Genomic DNA, 16,273 nt, shown 5'->3' with positions numbered 1-16,273 from the left:
TCCTGTTTACACTCCGGTTCAATCTCGGGACACGCAAGCCCGTCTCGCGCTTGCGGCGTCCCGACTTACAGGTGAACGTTGCTGGCGTTCCTTCGTATAACACAACTTATTATGGCGAGCTTTGCCATCAGATGTCCAACTGTGCCAAAAAAGTATGACAGTAATCTTTTTTCTGACGTAAGGTGATGAAAATACTGCGGGGAAAAGGCGCGGTTAATGCCGGATAAGCATTGCGCCATCCGGCTACTGGGCCCTGAAAGGTGAGAATTATTCGTCAGCCGCATGGCCTTGTGGCGGTAAGCAGACGCCATCCAGCCAGGCGCTGTTATTTTCCATCTTCAGGCGACCCTCAACAAACCAGCTCACCACCAGCGGATAAATGGCGTGCTCCTGCGCCTGCACGCGTGCGGTGATCTCTTCTTCTGTATCACCGTCAAACACCGGGACTTTGGCCTGCAGGATCACCGGCCCGCCGTCCAGCTCATCGGTCACGAAATGCACCGTGGTGCCGTGCTCGTCGTCGCCGTTCTCCAGCACCTGGCGATGGGTGTGCAGACCAGGGTATTTCGGCAGGAGGGAAGGGTGGATATTCAGTAAGCGCCCGGCATAATGCGCGACAAACGCCGGACTGAGGATACGCATATAACCCGCCAGCACCACCAGATCAGGGGCGTAGGCGTCAATTTCCTGCATCAGTTCACGATCGAAGGCATCGCGGCTGGCAAACTGGTCAGCGGTGAGGGCGTGGGCGGGAATAGCCGCTTCCCGCGCACGTTCAAGGCCGAACGCATCGGCCTTGTTACTGAAGACTGCCCGCAGGGTGCCGTTGATTCTCTTCTGTTTGCAGGCGTCGATAATCGCCTGCAAATTGCTTCCGTTACCGGAAATCAGCACCACGATATTTTTCATTCAATGACCACACGCTCGCTGGAATCGGAGGCTTTGATAATACCGATTTTCCACGCGCTTTCACCTTTTGCATTCAGCAGGGTGATGGCTTTTTCTGCTTCCGCTGCTGGCAGCGCAATCACCATTCCGACACCGCAGTTAAAGGTGCGATACATTTCATGACGGCTGACGTTGCCTGCGCTCTGCAGCCAGTTAAAGACCGCAGGCCACTGCCAGGATGACTCGTCGATCACCGCCTGGGTGTTGTCGGGCAGCACGCGCGGGATGTTCTCCCAGAAACCGCCGCCAGTCAGGTGGGCAATAGCGTGGACGTCGACATTCTCGATCAGATCCAGCACCGACTTCACATAAATGCGCGTTGGCTCCAGCAGGTGATCGGCCAGCGGTTTGCCTTCCAGCTGCGTGGTTTGCGGATCGCAGCCGCTTACTTCAATCACTTTACGTACCAGCGAGTAACCGTTGGAGTGCGGGCCGCTGGACGCCAGTGCCACCAGCACATCACCATCGGTTACTTTCGAACCGTCGATAATTTCTGATTTTTCTACCACGCCGACGCAGAAACCGGCCACATCGTAATCTTCGCCGTGATACATGCCCGGCATTTCGGCCGTTTCACCGCCGACCAGCGCACAACCTGATTGCAGGCAGCCTTCGGCGATACCGTGGATCACACTGGCTGCGGTGTCCACATCCAGTTTGCCGGTTGCGTAATAGTCGAGAAAGAACAGCGGCTCCGCGCCCTGTACCACCAGGTCGTTGACGCACATCGCCACCAGGTCAATGCCAATGGTGTCGTGGCGCTTCAGATCCATTGCCAGACGCAGTTTGGTACCTACGCCATCAGTGCCGGAAACCAGTACTGGCTCACGATATTTTTGCGGCAGAGCGCACAGCGCGCCGAAGCCGCCCAGACCGCCCATGACTTCCGGGCGGCGGGTTTTCTTCACCACACCTTTGATTCGGTCAACCAGAGCATTGCCCGCGTCGATATCAACACCGGCATCTTTGTAGCTAAGAGAGGTTTTATCGGTCACTGCTTCAGTCCCCACGCGTTTACTAGCGGTAGAAATAAAATTCGGCGCAATTCTAGCAGTCCAGGCAAACGTTTGCGAGCCTATTATTGTCGGGCCTGGCTTATAACTTTCGATATACTATTCTCCAGGTTGATTGATCGTGATCAAGCGCCTGCCTGTAGCGCAACGGAAAAAAAGCGGTATAATCCGGCGATTTTTTTTGTGGCTGCCACCTGTCTGGGGAAAGGAGAAGAGTATGAAGATCGTGGAAGTAAAACACCCACTCGTCAAACACAAGCTGGGTCTGATGCGAGAGAACGACATCAGCACCAAACGCTTTCGTGAACTCGCCTCGGAAGTAGGCAGCCTGCTGACCTATGAAGCGACTGCCGACCTGGAAACAGAAAAAGTCACTATCGAAGGCTGGAACGGCCCGGTACAGGTTGATCAGATCAAAGGGAAAAAAATCACCGTTGTGCCGATCCTGCGTGCAGGCCTGGGCATGATGGAAGGCGTGCTGGAGCACGTACCGAGCGCGCGTATCAGCGTGGTGGGTATTTACCGTAACGAAGAGACACTGGAGCCGGTGCCGTACTTCCAGAAGCTGGTGTCCAATATCGATGAACGTATGGCGCTGGTGGTTGACCCGATGCTGGCAACTGGCGGTTCGATGATCGCCACGATCGACCTGCTGAAAAAAGCGGGCTGCCACAGCATTAAAGTGCTGGTGCTGGTAGCCGCGCCGGAAGGTCTGGCGGCGCTGGAGAAAGCGCACCCGGACGTGGAGCTGTACACAGCGTCTATTGATCAGGGCCTTAATGAGCACGGGTACATTATTCCGGGCCTCGGCGATGCCGGCGATAAAATCTTTGGTACGAAATAACGCATTAAATATCGAAAGCCGACTTTGATAGTCGGCTTTTTTTTGGGATTCAAACCACTCCCTGCCGTTAAGGACAGGGAGACACACAACAACACTCAGAGGAAAACACTATGACGCGCCGTGCTATCGGGGTAAGTGAAAGACCACCGCTTTTGCAAACCATCCCGCTTAGTTTGCAGCACTTGTTCGCTATGTTTGGCGCAACCGTGCTGGTGCCAATCCTGTTTCATATTAACCCGGCCACCGTGCTGTTGTTCAACGGTATCGGGACACTGCTCTATATCTTTATTTGTAAGGGAAAAATCCCGGCATATTTAGGTTCCAGCTTTGCCTTTATCTCACCGGTACTGCTGCTGTTGCCGCTCGGTTACGAAGTGGCGCTTGGCGGCTTTATCATGTGCGGCGTGCTGTTTTGCCTGGTCTCTTTTATTGTGAAAAAAGCCGGTACCGGCTGGCTGGACGTGATGTTCCCGCCAGCGGCAATGGGGGCAATCGTTGCCGTTATTGGTCTGGAACTGGCGGGCGTGGCGGCGAACATGGCGGGTCTGCTGCCTGCCGACGGGCAGTCTGCGGACTCCAAAACCGTTATCATCTCGCTGGTGACACTGGGCGTAACGGTTTTTGGTTCCGTGCTGTTCCGTGGTTTTATGGCCATTATCCCGATCCTGATTGGTGTGCTGGCGGGCTACGCGCTCTCCTTTGCAATGGGCGTTGTCGATACCTCGCCCATTGCTCAGGCGCACTGGTTCGCGCTGCCGACGTTCTACACCCCACGTTTTGAGTGGTTTGCCATTTTCACCATTCTGCCTGCGGCGTTAGTTGTGATTGCCGAGCACGTTGGCCACCTGGTGGTGACGGCCAATATCATCAAGAAAGACGTGATCCGCGATCCGGGTCTGCACCGCTCCATGTTTGCCAACGGTCTGTCGACGGTGATTTCGGGTTTCTTCGGCTCCACGCCAAACACTACCTACGGTGAAAACATTGGCGTAATGGCGATCACCCGCGTTTACAGTACCTGGGTGATTGGCGGCGCGGCAATTATCGCTATTCTGCTCTCATGCGTGGGTAAACTGGCGGCGGCGATCCAGATAATCCCGGTGCCGGTGATGGGCGGCGTTTCTCTGCTGTTGTACGGCGTCATTGGTGCGTCCGGTATTCGCGTACTGATCGAATCCAAAGTGGATTACAGCAAAGCGCAAAACCTGATCCTGACCTCCGTTATTCTGATTATCGGCGTGAGCGGCGCGAAAGTGCACATTGGCGCGGCAGAGTTGAAAGGCATGGCGCTGGCGACCATCGTTGGTATTTGCCTGAGCCTGATCTTCAAACTGATCAGCGTCCTGCGCCCGGAAGAAGTGGTGCTGGATGCCGAAGAAAGCGACGTGACGAAGTAATTGTTGCCTCTGTTTGAACCGGGTTTCGCGCCCGGTTCAAACCTCACGCTTTTTTATGATAAACTCACTGCGTTTTTTGTAAGCCCTGTTGAGGTACTTCTGAACACGCCGGCACAGCTCTCCCTGCCATTATATTTACCCGATGATGAAACCTTCGCGAGTTTCTGGCCGGGTGATAACCCCTCTTTACTGGCGGCGTTGCAAAACGTTTTGCGCCAGGCGCACAGCGGTTACATTTATATCTGGTCGCGTGAAGGCGCAGGCCGCAGCCATTTGCTGCATGCTGCCTGTGCGGAGCTTTCTCAGCGCGGCGACGCCGTGGGCTATGTGCCGCTGGATAAACGCACCTGGTTTGTACCGGATGTGCTGGAAGGGATGGAGCAACTCTCGCTGGTCTGCATTGATAATATTGAATGCATTGCCGGTGACGATCTGTGGGAAATGGCGATCTTTAATCTCTATAACCGTATTCTGGAGTCGGGCAAAACCCGGCTTTTGATCACCGGCGATCGCCCGCCACGCCAGCTTAACCTGGGGCTGCCGGATCTGGCATCACGCCTGGACTGGGGGCAAATCTACAAGCTGCAGCCACTGTCTGATGAAGATAAATTGCAGGCGCTGCAATTGCGTGCGCGCTTACGCGGTTTTGAACTGCCAGAAGATGTGGGGCGTTTTCTGCTTAAGCGTCTGGATCGGGAAATGCGTACCCTGTTTGATACGCTGGATGAACTGGATCGTGCCTCAATCACCGCGCAGCGCAAGCTGACCATTCCCTTCGTCAAAGATATTCTCAAGCTGTAAATCACCGGCCGGATACGCGTTGCGCCCTCCGGCCACCTGATTACAGGATTTCCAACACCTGCTCCGGCGGGCGTCCTATACGCGCTTTACCGTTGGCCAGTACGATCGGGCGCTCAATCAGTTTTGGGTTGTCCACCAGTGCCTGCACCAGCGCATCTTCCGCAAGCGTGCTGTCATCCAGCTTCAGCGCTTTATAGAGATCTTCTTTGGTGCGCATCAATTCGCGCGCGCTGGACATGCCAAGCAGCGACAGCAGCTGGCGCACGGTTGCGGCATCCGGCGGCGTGTCGAGGTAGAGCACAACCTCCGGCTCCACACCCTGTTCTTTCAGCAGGTTCAGCGTTTCGCGGCTCTTGGAGCAACGCGGGTTATGGTAAATTTGCACGCCCTTTGACATTTCTTCTCCTTATTACATCTTCTGATACGGCTTGAAACGTTGCTGCATCTGCCGTAGCTGATCAATTCGCGCATCATAACGCGCCTGTTGCAGGCTGCCGAGTTTCACCTGCGAACTGGCACTGCTTAACAGGGTGATGGCCTGATCCAGTTTTCCCACCAGCGCCAGGCTTTCCGCACGGGCGGCCAGTTCCTGATCGCGGTTATTCAGGGCTGCTTCCGCCTGTGCCAGCAAGTCCCAGCCATTCACATCTTCTTTATAGCTAAAGGTATAGCGGTTGAGGATCCGCGCCGCTTCTGCCGGCTGGCCACCCTCGAGATACGCATTCGCCAGGTTAAGCTGTAACACCGGGTTGGTTTTTAGCTCCCGCGCGGCATTCAGCCGTTTAATGGCTTCGCCGCTTTTGTTCTGCCCTAAATCGATATCGGTTGCCAGGTCGATAAACCAGGCATTATTGGGATCGGCATTTAGCAGGGGCTGCAATATTTTTTCCGCCTCGGCAAATTTTTTCGCGTCCATTGCCTGTAGTGCACGGCCATATTGCGCGGCATGTTGCTCTCGCACGTTGCCGTTTGCCCAGCTGTCCAGCAGGTCGCTGGTCAGTTGGTTGCGGCCCGAGTTATACATCCCCAGCGTTCTGGCTTTTGCCATATAGAACTCAGCCGATGATTGCACTACCACCGGGCGCATCTGGTTGGCGCGGTTGCGCGCATCTGACAGGCGGCTTTCCGGTAACGGGTGCGTCAGCAGGATTTCCGGCGGGCGGGTGGAGTAGCGAGACTGGTCAAGCAATTTCTCCAGAAAAGTCGGCATCGCCTGCGGGTCGAAACCGGCGCGCTGCAACACCTGAATGCCGATACGGTCCGCTTCCTGTTCATTCTGCTGCGTAAAGCTGATCATCCCTTGCTGCGTACCGGCCAGCGTACCGGTTAGCGCAGCCATCCCGGCTTGCGGGTTCGCCATTGCCAGTAAAATTGAGCCGAGTGCGCCTGCCCAGGTGAGCGGTGCGCTGCGTTTTTGGTCTTCCATCGCCCTTGCCAGATGGCGCTGGGTGACGTGTGAAATTTCGTGCGCCATTACCGAAGCCAGCTGACTCTCATTATCCGTATAGCGGAACAACGCAGAGTGCAGCACCACATTGCCGCCAAAAAAGGCGAAGGCGTTAATTTCGTCGTTATTAATGAGATAGAAGTGGAAGGGGGTTTTTACCGAATCTGCATGGGCAACCAGCCGCATTCCGAGTGTGTTGATGTACTGAACCAGCAGCGGATCGTTAATCAATGGCGCGCTGCCGCGCAACTGGCGCACATAGTAGTCGCCCATTTGCATCTCCTGACCGATGGAGAGCGTGCTGCCTGCGGAGGTGCCCATATCTGGCAGGCTGTCTGAGGAGTCCGCAAAGGCCGGGGTCAACGGGCCTGCGCTCAGCGCCATGACAAGGGTTGCGACCAGCGTTCGTTTCAACTGCCTGAACATAACCTCTTCCTGTATTGTAGGGGGTACCAATATGACCTGCGTTTGCGGGCTTCGTTCCTGCTTCCGGCACAGGGAGTGTAGCCGCCTTCCCGGTTGAAGAAAATCCTATTCACCACATTGTTATGTTTCCTGGAAAGGATAAGAAAAGCGAAGTCTTTTTTGTGACATTTCGATACACTTCCCCCTCTTACCCGCCAATGAGGCTCAAGAAAAAACGTTATGCTCGAAATGTTGATGCAGTGGTATCGCCGTCGCTTTAGCGATCCGGAAGCGATAGCACTGCTGGTCATTCTCCTCGCGGGATTCTGTATTCTCTTCTTTTTTAGCGGCCTGCTTGCGCCTCTGCTGGTGGCGCTGGTCATTGCTTATCTTCTGGAGTGGCCTACCGCGCGCCTGCAACGCATCGGGTGTTCGCGTAGCGTTGCCGCCACACTGGTGCTGTTGCTGTTTGTGGGCATCCTGCTGGTGATGGCATTTGTGGTAATGCCGGTTGCCTGGCAGCAGGGAATTAACCTGATTCGGGATATGCCCGGCATGCTCAATAAACTCTCCGATTTCGCCGCCACGCTGCCGCGTCGTTACCCGGCATTGATGGATGCCGGCATCATCGATGCGATGGCGGAAAATATGCGATCGCGCATGCTGACCATGGGCGATTCGGTGGTGAAATATTCGCTGGCATCGCTGGTCGGGCTGCTAACGCTGGCGGTCTATCTTGTGCTGGTGCCGCTCATGGTTTTCTTCCTCGTCAAAGACAAAGATCCATTGCTGAACGCCGTGCGCCGTATTTTGCCGCGCAACCGTGGCCTTGCGGGCCAGGTGTGGAAAGAGATGAACCAACAGATCACCAATTATATTCGCGGCAAAGTGCTGGAGATGATTGTGGTCGGCATCGCCACCTGGATTGGCTTTATTCTGTTCGGCCTCAACTACTCGCTGCTGCTGGCGGTGCTGGTGGGGTTCTCCGTGTTGATCCCCTATATCGGCGCGTTTGTGGTAACTATTCCGGTGGTGGGGGTGGCGCTGTTCCAGTTCGGGTTGGGTACCGAGTTCTGGAGCTGTTTCGCGGTCTATCTCATTATTCAGGCGCTGGACGGTAACTTGTTGGTTCCGGTGTTGTTCTCTGAAGCCGTTAACCTGCACCCGCTGGTGATCATCCTGTCGGTGATTATATTTGGCGGACTGTGGGGCTTTTGGGGCGTGTTTTTCGCCATCCCGCTGGCGACGCTGATCAAGGCGGTGATCCACGCGTGGCCGGATTCGCCGGCGATTGAAGAATAAAGATGCCGGGCGGAGGCCTGAGCGCCGCCCGGCAGGTATTCACTGTGCCTAACGCTGATTACGCAGATAAATTATCCAGTACGTCACGCCAACCAGTAACCCGCCGCCGATAATGTTACCCAGCGTCACCGGGATCAGGTTGGCGGTTATAAAGTTGCTGAACGTTAATGCGGGGAAGCTGTCCGCCGTGCTGTGTATGGCGCTCCAGAAGCTGTCCGGTGCGCAGTAACGAATAATAATCGCTAGTGGGATCAAAAACATATTGGCGATGCTGTGCTCAAACCCGCTGGCGACAAACATGCCAATCGGCAGCAGCATTGCCATCACTTTATCGGTCAGCGTATGGCCGGAATAACTCATCCATACTGCCAGGCAGACCATCAAATTGCACAAGGTGCCGAGGCACACCGCTTCAATAAAGGTGTGATGCATTTTATGGTCGGCAGTAAGCAACACATTCAACCCCCACAACCCGTTGCCGCTCATGGGTTGCCCGGCAAACCAGATCAGCGCGACAAAAAACAGCGCTCCGGTCAGGTTGCCAATATAAACGATGACCCAGTTCAGCGTCAGTTGCCGCCAGCTGATCAGGCCACTGGCTTTCGCCATGACGGTCAATACTGTCGAAGTGAACAGATCCGCGCCGCAAACCACCACCAGAATCAGCCCGAGGGAAAAACACAGCCCTCCCGCCAGCCTGGCCAGCGCGCTGGCCGGTGCCGGCCCGGTGGTCACAGTAATATAGAAAACAAAGGCAATAGAGATAAAAACGCCCGCGGTGATGGCGAGAAAGAACGACAGCTCTTTTTTCTTGCTGACTTTATACAGACCAGACTGCTCGGCGACTTTTGCCATTTCCGCAGGAAGTCGCAGGTCAAACGCATTGCCGGTATCCATTTGATTCTCCTGATTCAATGCACATAAGCGAGATAACGGCCTGATTATGCATAGCGCATACCAGTCATCAGCAGGAGAGTGTTAACGGCTTCACATAACAGGAGAGGGTTACAGCACTTCGCGCACCGCAATCCCCAGGCGTTGCATGCGGGACAAGAGCGTGGTGCGTTTCATTCCCAGTTTTGCGGCGGCGCCGCGTGGTCCGGCGACGATACCATTGGTTTCACGCAGGATCTGGATAATACGTTGACGTTCCTCTTCGTCATTTTCCGGCGGTTCGGGGTTTATCATTTTCGCCACTTTCGGCAAGGTAAACGGGAACGGATCGTGCGCCACCGGTTGCACCATGCTGACCGGCTGGGCGTGCAGTTGCAGGCTGAGGGTATTATCGCGCGACAGCAGGACGGCGCGTTCAATCACGTTCTCCAGTTCGCGCACATTGCCCGGCCACTCGTAGCGCATCAACTGGCGTAGGGTGTCGGCCGGAATGGTGTCGATGGTACGGTTCAGGCGACGCGCCAGTTTTTGTGTAAAGTAGCGAGCCAGCAGGGGAATATCTTCCGGTCGTTCACGCAGCGGCGGCAACACCAGCGGGAACACATTCAGCCTATAAAACAGATCGTTACGGAACTCGCGGTCAATCACCATCTGGCGCAGATCGCGGTTGGTGGCGGCGATGACTCGCACGTTAACCGGAATGGTGCGACTACCGCCAATGCGTTCGATCTCCCGCTCCTGCAAAACGCGCAGCAGTTTCGGCTGTAACTCCAGCGGCATATCGCCAATTTCATCCAGAAACAGCGTGCCCTCATCGGCCATTTCAAAGCGCCCGCGATGGGCATTAATCGCCCCGGTAAACGCGCCTTTATCATGACCAAATAGCTCGCTCTCCAGCAGACTGGCAGGAATGGCGGCACAGTTAATTTTTACCAGCGGTTTATCTTTACGCGGGCTCATCTGGTGCAGCGCGCGGGCGATGATCTCTTTGCCGGTACCAGTTTCGCCGAGGATCAGCACCGTGCTGTCGCTCAGCGCCACAATTTTCACCTGCTGGAGCACGTCACGCATGGCGTCGCTCTGGTGAATAATGTCACCGAAGCTCTGGCTGGATGAGATTTGCTCATTCAGTTTGCGGTTTTCGCTGTTGAGGTTCTCTTTCAGTTCAATGACGTTACGCCAGGCGTCGGCATTATCGACGGCGATGCCGATTCTGTCGGCGATCTGTTGCAGTAATCGACAGTTTTGCTCGCTGAACACGCTGTCGTCATGGTGCGCCAGCAACAGTACGCCGGTGGATTTGTGACTGAAGGCCAGCGGCAGAATAAATACTGCTGCCAGTGATTGCGCCGCCAGAGGCTGCAATAGCGGATCGTTTTGCCACAACGCTTCATCCTCTTCCCGGCGCAGCAATGCGCAGTGCTGGTCGTTTAGCGCCGCCAGTAACAATGGGCTTTCACTGCGCAGCGGGAATTGGGCCGTGGTGGGCGGGCAGGGGGGGAAATGGGTGGCGTGGCAAACCAGCTTGCCTGCATGCAAACTGTCGCGCAGGACCATGCGAATATTATCAATGCCAAAAAAACGGTGGATAGCCTGCGACACATCCGCAATCAGCGCATCGAGATCGAGATGTGATAGCACCGAGTTGGTAATGTCCACCAGCACCCGATCGTGATCCCGCTCCTGCTGTAACTGTGCAACAGACTGGCTCAGCTGATCGCGGGCACCTTGCTCTTCCAGCGCCTGGGCGGCCAGTCGGGCCAGCCAGGCAAACAGGGCGTTATCGGCGTCATTAAACGTGCCGTTGTCAGTGCGCACAAAACGCAGTTCCACCATCTCGCGCCCGTCAAGCAGGGCGACATGCACTGAACTGTCGCTGACTTTTCCGCCATATGGCTGGTCGCTACACTCAACGCTGCCATCATCAAAGCAGCGCCAGAAGCGGGTGTTATTGAACGATAACTCGATGTGCTGAACGGGACTGAAGGGCGGCGGCAGGGGGATAAATGCCCGGAGAAGTGAAGCCTGCTCGTTATCGTGTAAAATCATGGATACGTCGCCCTTCCAGATTGACCTGTTATCCCCCAAAGTGAGTAGGCAGAGTACAATATCCCTTGTTTTTGTAGTGTTACAAGCTTCACGGATAAGTCACTGTTCTTGTATAAACCAGAGAAATATCTTAACGAAGCAATCGCACCATCAGATAGAGCGCCGGTTCCTGCGTCATATCCTGCAAATGCTGTAATAACTGGCGGCTCCAGCCGCGCCAGGGTTCCGCTGTGGTTTCTGCCAGCCTTGCCAGCGCGGGGGCCAGCGTATTGACGTGGCTGGCATCCATCACAATTTCGCCAAAGGTTAACAACCCCTGCAATTTGCGGCGTGCGTCGCCTTCTTCCAGCAGGGCGATCCACTGTTGATAGTCTGCAAGCGGGCACTCAAGCACAACATTCAGGCAATCTATTACCCCAACGTGGTGACCAATCGCCAGTGAGTAATACATTACCTGGCGACTTTTCTCTTCCAACTCTACGCTGTCATCAACAAATTTTTGCCGTAACGCCCAGAACATCACTCTGGCTTCTGTTTCAGACATGGTTGCGCTCCAGTGTGGACATCAGCTCCTGGACAATGACAGTCAGCCGCGGATCGTCCGCCTGCTGAAGCCAGGCATTTACCCGTGCTGCTCGTTGCTCTGGTGCGCCTGCTGTTAACAGGGCGAACAGGTGATCGGTGATCTCGCGCCCCTGTCGGTACCCGGCCAGTTGCCGCGCCTGCCGCTCCAGGCTCACCCGCAACGCCAGCGGCAGCGCGGGCCAGCGTAACTGCGCGATTTCACTCTCGCCTTGCTCCGTCTCCACCGCATGCAGTTTTTGCTCCAGCAAACCCAGCGCAACCGCAAAACCATGAATGGTTGCAGCGGGTGTGGGCGGGCAACCTGGGATCCACACATCAATCGGCACGATGGTGTCGCTGCCGCCCCATACGCAATAGAGGTCGTGAAAAATACCGCCACCGACGCCGCAAGCGCCGTAAGAGATGGCGATTTTATGGTCTGGCGCAGCCTCCCAGGCGCGCAGGGCGGGCATGCGCATCGCACGGGTGACTGCGCCGGTAAACAACAAGATATCGGCGTGGCGCGGTGAAGCCACCGCTTTGATACCAAAACGCTCGGCATCGAAGAGCGGGGTGATGGCGGCGAAAATTTCGATTTCACACCCGTTACAACCTCCGCAGTCAACCCGGTAAACATAGGCGGAACGCTGGATGTCGCGCAGCAGCAGTTGTTTGATTTTCTGCGCCGACGCATCAAGCTGTACCGGCTGGCTGACATGCTGGCTAAGCACCTGACTCATGCTTGCTCCTTAAGGTAATAGTGAACATTAACGCTACCGTGGTGTTCCAGCGCGTCGCGACGGCGGCAGGCCGGGCAGACACAGGCCAGGTCGCGTAGCCTCTGTGCCTGCTCTGGTGCTGACTGGTTGAGCGCCAGCAGATCCGCCGCCAGCGCGACGGATTTTTCCGGTGCAAACGCCACACCGCACTGGCTACAGTGCTGCAGACGAAAGGTGGCGCGTACGTACAGATCCGCTTTACGAGTCACAGCCAGTTCAAACTCTTCAGATAAGTGGATGGCCCGTGTCGGGCACACCTCTTCGCAACGCCCACAGTAAATGCAGCGGCCAATAAATAATTGCCAGACACGGCGGTTCTCTTCGGCGAGCGTTTCCATGGTCAGCGCATTCGCCGGGCAGGCGGTGGTGCAGGCACCGCAGGCAATACATTGCCCGGGATCCAGTTCCGGTTTGCCGCGAAATCCTGGGCACACCTCCAGCGGCGCAAACGGGTATTTCACCGTGACGTCACCCGCTCTGAGGATAGTTTTCAACAATTTCAGCATCGTTTCTTTCCTTACTTCAGCGGCGAATGGCGACGTTCAAGGCTGTACCGTTCGATCTCTTTATAGGGAACCGTGGTCGATTTCCGTTTCCGCACATCCACCAGCGTGACCCGGTCAGTACAGGAGTAACAGGGATCGAGACTGCCAATGATCAGCGGCGCGTCGGAGACGGTATTGCCGCGCAGCATATAACGCAGCACGGGCCAGTTGGCGTAGGTGGCCGCCCGGCAGCGCCAGCGAAAAAGCTTTTGGTTATCGCCAAGCATGCTCCAGTGCACGTCCTCGCCACGCGGAGCTTCCACATAACCGAGGGCGAACTGATGCGGCTGATAGCTGAAGCCTTCGGTCAGCAGCGGCGTGTCGGGCAGGTTATCAAGGGCGAACTCAATCATCGCCAGGGAGTCAAACACCTCTTTAACCCGCACCATTACACGCGAGAACACGTCGCCATCCGGCCACGTGAACAGGGTTTTCGGCAAGTTGCCGTAGTCGGCATAGGGGTGATCAAAGCGTAAATCGCGGGTAAAACCGCTGCCGCGGATCAGCGGCCCCACCGGGCTGAAATCCCGGGCAACTTGTCGATCCAGCACGCCAACGCCCTGGGTACGCTGCGCCATGTTCGGCGTGGAGAGCAGCATATCCACCAGTTGTGATACTTCCGCACGCATCTCTTTCACCAATTGAATCGTCTTCACACGCTGCGCTTTCAGGATGTCGCGACGAATACCGCCAATCAGGTTCAGACCATAGGTTTTACGCGAGCCGGTGAGCAGTTCCGCCATGGTCATCGATTTTTCACGGATACGGAAAAACTGCATAAAGCCGGTATCGAAGCCGACAAAGTGGCTGGAAAGGCCAATATTCAGCAGATGGCTGTGCAGGCGTTCGACTTCCAGCAACACTGAGCGGATAGTGTGTGCCCGTTGCGGTACCACAATGCCAAGCGCGTTTTCCACCGAGGTGGTATACGCCACGCTGTGGGCGAAACCGCAAATGCCGCATACCCTGTCCGAGAGAAACGTGACCTCGTTATAGCCCATCCGGGTTTCCGCCAGTTTTTCCATGCCACGGTGTACGTAGAACAGGCGGTAGTCGGCATCGACAATCCGTTCCCCATCAACGAACAGACGAAAATGACCCGGTTCATCAGACGTAATATGTAACGGCCCAATCGGGACAATGCGTGCCGAACTGCCGCCATCGTTAACAAAGGCGTAGTTTTCCGTCTCGCGGGTGGGTTCCGGGCGCAGGCGGTAATCCATGGTGTCTTTACGCAGCGGGTGGAGATCGTCCGGCCAGTCATCTGGCAACACGAGGCGGCGCTGATCCGGCAGACCCACCGGGATCAGACCGTACATATCGCGGATTTCGCGCTCGCCCCATACGGCGGCGGGTACACGTGGCGTCACAGACGGAAACTCGCGGGTTTGTGCATCCACCAACGCTTTGACAACGATCCAGCACTTTTCTGCCCCTTCCATCGAGAGGGCGTAGTAGACCGCATAGTGACCATTCAGGGTGCGTTCATCATTGCCAAACAGCACGGGGAGCCAGCCGTCATGCTGGTAGTAAAGATAGTGCACAATATCTGGCAGCAGGTTGAGTTTCACCGTAATGGTCACCTGCTCAAAGGTTTGACGCTCTTCGTCCAGTACCGCACCAGGAAACTGCGTTTTTAACGCGGCCAGACAAGCGTTGCCGCGCGGTTGTTGAAGACTGACACTGGCTAAATAACTCACTTTGACTCTCCCGGAACATGCAATGGCGTTGCGAAGGTCGTGGTGTCGAAAGCAGTCCACAGCCCGCTAAATGAGGGTGACGGTTGATCGTTGCCAGACAAGACAATCGTGGAGGCTTTCGCCAGCAGGCTGCTGACCGGCTGCGGAATATGGGTGCCCATCACCAGCATCATCGCCAGCAAAATCATCATTGGTAGGGTCGTCAGCCAGCCCAGCTCGCCGCCTGCTACTTGCTGCGGCGGAGTGGCAAACAGCGCTTTGGCGACCATGCGCACCAGCCCGCCGAGCACCAGTGTCAGCAGTAGCAATAACAGCACGGTCACCAGCAGGTGCTCTGCCGCCAGCCCGGCTGTCACGGTCATAAACTCGCTGAGGAAAATGTTGAAGGGCGGCATCCCGCCGAGCGCCAGCGCGCCGCCGCCGAGCAGAACGGCGGTGAGGGGCATCACTTTCAGCATGCCGCATACCACGTCCAGATTACGGGTACCGTACTTCAGCAATACATTCCCGGAGCCGCAGAACAGCAGGGTTTTGGCGAGGCTGTGGTTCAGCGTATGCAGCAGCGCCGCCAGAATACCCAGCGGGCCGCCAATCCCCAGAGCCACTGCCACCAGCCCCATGTTCTCCACGCTGGAGTAAGCCAGCAGGCGTTTCATGTCCTGTTGCACCAGGATAAAAAAGGCCGCCACCGCTACCGACAACATGCCAAAAATCAGCAACAACCGGCTGGGGAAGGTTTCGCCAATGGCGTGGCAAATGATGATGTAATAGCGGATCAACACCAGCAGTGCGCAGTTGAGCAGCACCGCTGAAAGCAGGGCGCTGACCGGGCTGGGGGCTTCACTGTGCGCATCCGGCAGCCAGGCGTGCATCGGGAAGAGGCCGGTTTTGGTACCAAACCCAATCAGCACAAACACAAAGGCCAGCGTCATCAGCGTGGGATCCAGCTGACTGCTCGCTTTCAGTACTTCGGTCCACAAAATAGCGTGATCCGGCTCTGCCATAAAGCTGGCGGCGTTGGCATAAACCAGTACCGTGCCGAACAGGCCAAACGCGACGCCAACGGTGCAGATAATGATGTATTTCCATGCCGCTTCCAGCGATGAGCGCTGACCATAAATGCCCACCAGAAACGCCGAACTGAGGGTAGTGGCTTCAATGGCTGCCCACATCACAATCAGGTTATTGCTGGTGACTACCAGCAGCATGGTGAACAGGAACAGATGGAAAAAGCCGTAGTAGTTGCATAGCGTGGGGACGGTGATTTCACCGTGATCCACTTCATGGCGCATATAACCAATGGAGTACAGGCCGGTAAGAAAGCCAATAATGCCCAGCAACGACAGGAATAACCCGCTGAGGCTGTCGATATGCAGCCAGCGATGGGCCGCAAAAATTTCCCCTTCGCCGACGCCTTCCACCACGGTAAACAGGGCGATGACCAGCAACAGACTGATGCCGATACTGTGGATCGTTGTGACGAGCGAGCGTGCCGCCGCACGGCTGAGACGGCAAGCGAAGCAGAGCAGTGAAACCCCCAGCGGCGTCAGCAGCAACAGCGTAAACATCAATGCATGACTCATGA

General features: G+C 56.0%; 15 protein-coding genes. 4 read left to right on the top strand and 11 right to left on the bottom strand.

Features of this window, described 5'->3' with window-relative positions; genetic code table 11:
- Positions 1 to 267: 267 nt before the first annotated feature.
- Complete coding sequence (gene purN, locus RTX30_RS13685; protein WP_312690629.1) at positions 268 to 909, bottom strand: phosphoribosylglycinamide formyltransferase; 642 nt, start codon at positions 907 to 909, stop codon at positions 268 to 270.
- Positions 906 to 1,943 carry a phosphoribosylformylglycinamidine cyclo-ligase gene (purM, locus tag RTX30_RS13680; protein ID WP_312690627.1) on the bottom strand — a complete coding sequence of 346 codons (1,038 nt, stop codon included), beginning with the start codon at positions 1,941 to 1,943 and terminating at the stop codon, positions 906 to 908. The genes purN and purM overlap by 4 nt, the downstream gene beginning before the upstream one ends.
- A 235-nt stretch (positions 1,944 to 2,178) precedes the next feature.
- Here purM and upp point away from each other — a divergent pair, with 235 nt between their 5' ends.
- From upp to RTX30_RS13665, 3 genes are all read left to right on the top strand, one after another.
- Positions 2,179 to 2,805 (top strand): uracil phosphoribosyltransferase, encoded by a 627-nt coding sequence (gene upp / locus RTX30_RS13675; RefSeq protein WP_312690626.1) that lies wholly within the window; start codon positions 2,179 to 2,181, stop codon positions 2,803 to 2,805.
- A gap of 110 nt (positions 2,806 to 2,915) precedes the next feature.
- A complete protein-coding gene (gene uraA, locus RTX30_RS13670; RefSeq protein WP_312690625.1) occupies positions 2,916 to 4,202 on the top strand; it encodes a uracil permease in 1,287 nt (428 codons plus the stop codon).
- A gap of 99 nt (positions 4,203 to 4,301) precedes the next feature.
- Positions 4,302 to 5,003 (top strand): DnaA inactivator Hda, encoded by a 702-nt coding sequence (locus RTX30_RS13665; RefSeq protein ID WP_312690782.1) that lies wholly within the window; start codon positions 4,302 to 4,304, stop codon positions 5,001 to 5,003.
- Between the two features lie 40 nt (positions 5,004 to 5,043).
- Here the strand turns inward: RTX30_RS13665 and arsC are convergent, their stop codons facing one another.
- The gene (gene arsC / locus RTX30_RS13660) at positions 5,044 to 5,400 is read right to left on the bottom strand and encodes an arsenate reductase (glutaredoxin) (RefSeq protein WP_312690624.1); all 357 of its coding nucleotides are present in this window, start codon (positions 5,398 to 5,400) and stop codon (positions 5,044 to 5,046) included.
- A 12-nt stretch (positions 5,401 to 5,412) separates the two neighbouring features.
- Positions 5,413 to 6,876 (bottom strand): beta-barrel assembly-enhancing protease, encoded by a 1,464-nt coding sequence (bepA, locus tag RTX30_RS13655; RefSeq protein ID WP_312690622.1) that lies wholly within the window; start codon positions 6,874 to 6,876, stop codon positions 5,413 to 5,415.
- A 219-nt stretch (positions 6,877 to 7,095) separates the two neighbouring features.
- Here bepA and RTX30_RS13650 point away from each other — a divergent pair, with 219 nt between their 5' ends.
- Entirely contained in the window at positions 7,096 to 8,157 is a 1,062-nt protein-coding gene (locus RTX30_RS13650) for an AI-2E family transporter (protein WP_312690620.1), read from the top strand.
- 48 nt (positions 8,158 to 8,205) lie between these two features.
- Here RTX30_RS13650 and focA read toward each other — a convergent pair whose 3' ends face one another.
- The 7 genes from focA to RTX30_RS13615 all read right to left on the bottom strand — a co-directional run bounded on the left by focA (position 8,206) and on the right by RTX30_RS13615 (position 16,271).
- A complete protein-coding gene (focA, locus tag RTX30_RS13645) occupies positions 8,206 to 9,054 on the bottom strand; it encodes a formate transporter FocA (RefSeq protein WP_312690618.1) in 849 nt (282 codons plus the stop codon).
- Between the two features lie 108 nt (positions 9,055 to 9,162).
- Positions 9,163 to 11,100, bottom strand: a complete 1,938-nt coding sequence (locus tag RTX30_RS13640) for a sigma 54-interacting transcriptional regulator (protein ID WP_312690616.1) — start codon at positions 11,098 to 11,100, stop codon at positions 9,163 to 9,165.
- 130 nt (positions 11,101 to 11,230) lie between these two features.
- Positions 11,231 to 11,644, bottom strand: a complete 414-nt coding sequence (locus RTX30_RS13635) for a formate hydrogenlyase maturation HycH family protein (protein WP_312690614.1) — start codon at positions 11,642 to 11,644, stop codon at positions 11,231 to 11,233.
- On the bottom strand, positions 11,637 to 12,404 hold the full coding sequence (locus tag RTX30_RS13630; RefSeq protein WP_312690612.1) for an NADH-quinone oxidoreductase subunit B family protein: 768 nt from the start codon (positions 12,402 to 12,404) through the stop codon (positions 11,637 to 11,639). The genes RTX30_RS13635 and RTX30_RS13630 overlap by 8 nt, the downstream gene beginning before the upstream one ends.
- Positions 12,401 to 12,949: a hydrogenase 4 subunit H gene (gene hyfH / locus RTX30_RS13625; protein ID WP_312690610.1), complete on the bottom strand. Its 549-nt coding sequence runs from the start codon at positions 12,947 to 12,949 to the stop codon at positions 12,401 to 12,403. The genes RTX30_RS13630 and hyfH overlap by 4 nt, the downstream gene beginning before the upstream one ends.
- An 11-nt stretch (positions 12,950 to 12,960) precedes the next feature.
- Positions 12,961 to 14,688, bottom strand: a complete 1,728-nt coding sequence (locus RTX30_RS13620) for a hydrogenase large subunit (RefSeq protein ID WP_312690608.1) — start codon at positions 14,686 to 14,688, stop codon at positions 12,961 to 12,963.
- Positions 14,685 to 16,271, bottom strand: a complete 1,587-nt coding sequence (locus RTX30_RS13615; RefSeq protein WP_312690607.1) for a hydrogenase 4 subunit F — start codon at positions 16,269 to 16,271, stop codon at positions 14,685 to 14,687. Before RTX30_RS13615 ends, RTX30_RS13620 begins: the two co-directional genes overlap by 4 nt.
- Positions 16,272 to 16,273 lie beyond the last annotated feature (2 nt).

It is taken from the genome of Kosakonia sp., assembly GCF_032052965.1.
In the GTDB taxonomy this organism is placed as follows: Bacteria; Pseudomonadota; Gammaproteobacteria; order Enterobacterales; family Enterobacteriaceae; genus Kosakonia.
This window is presented reverse-complemented; position numbering and strand designations above follow the sequence as displayed.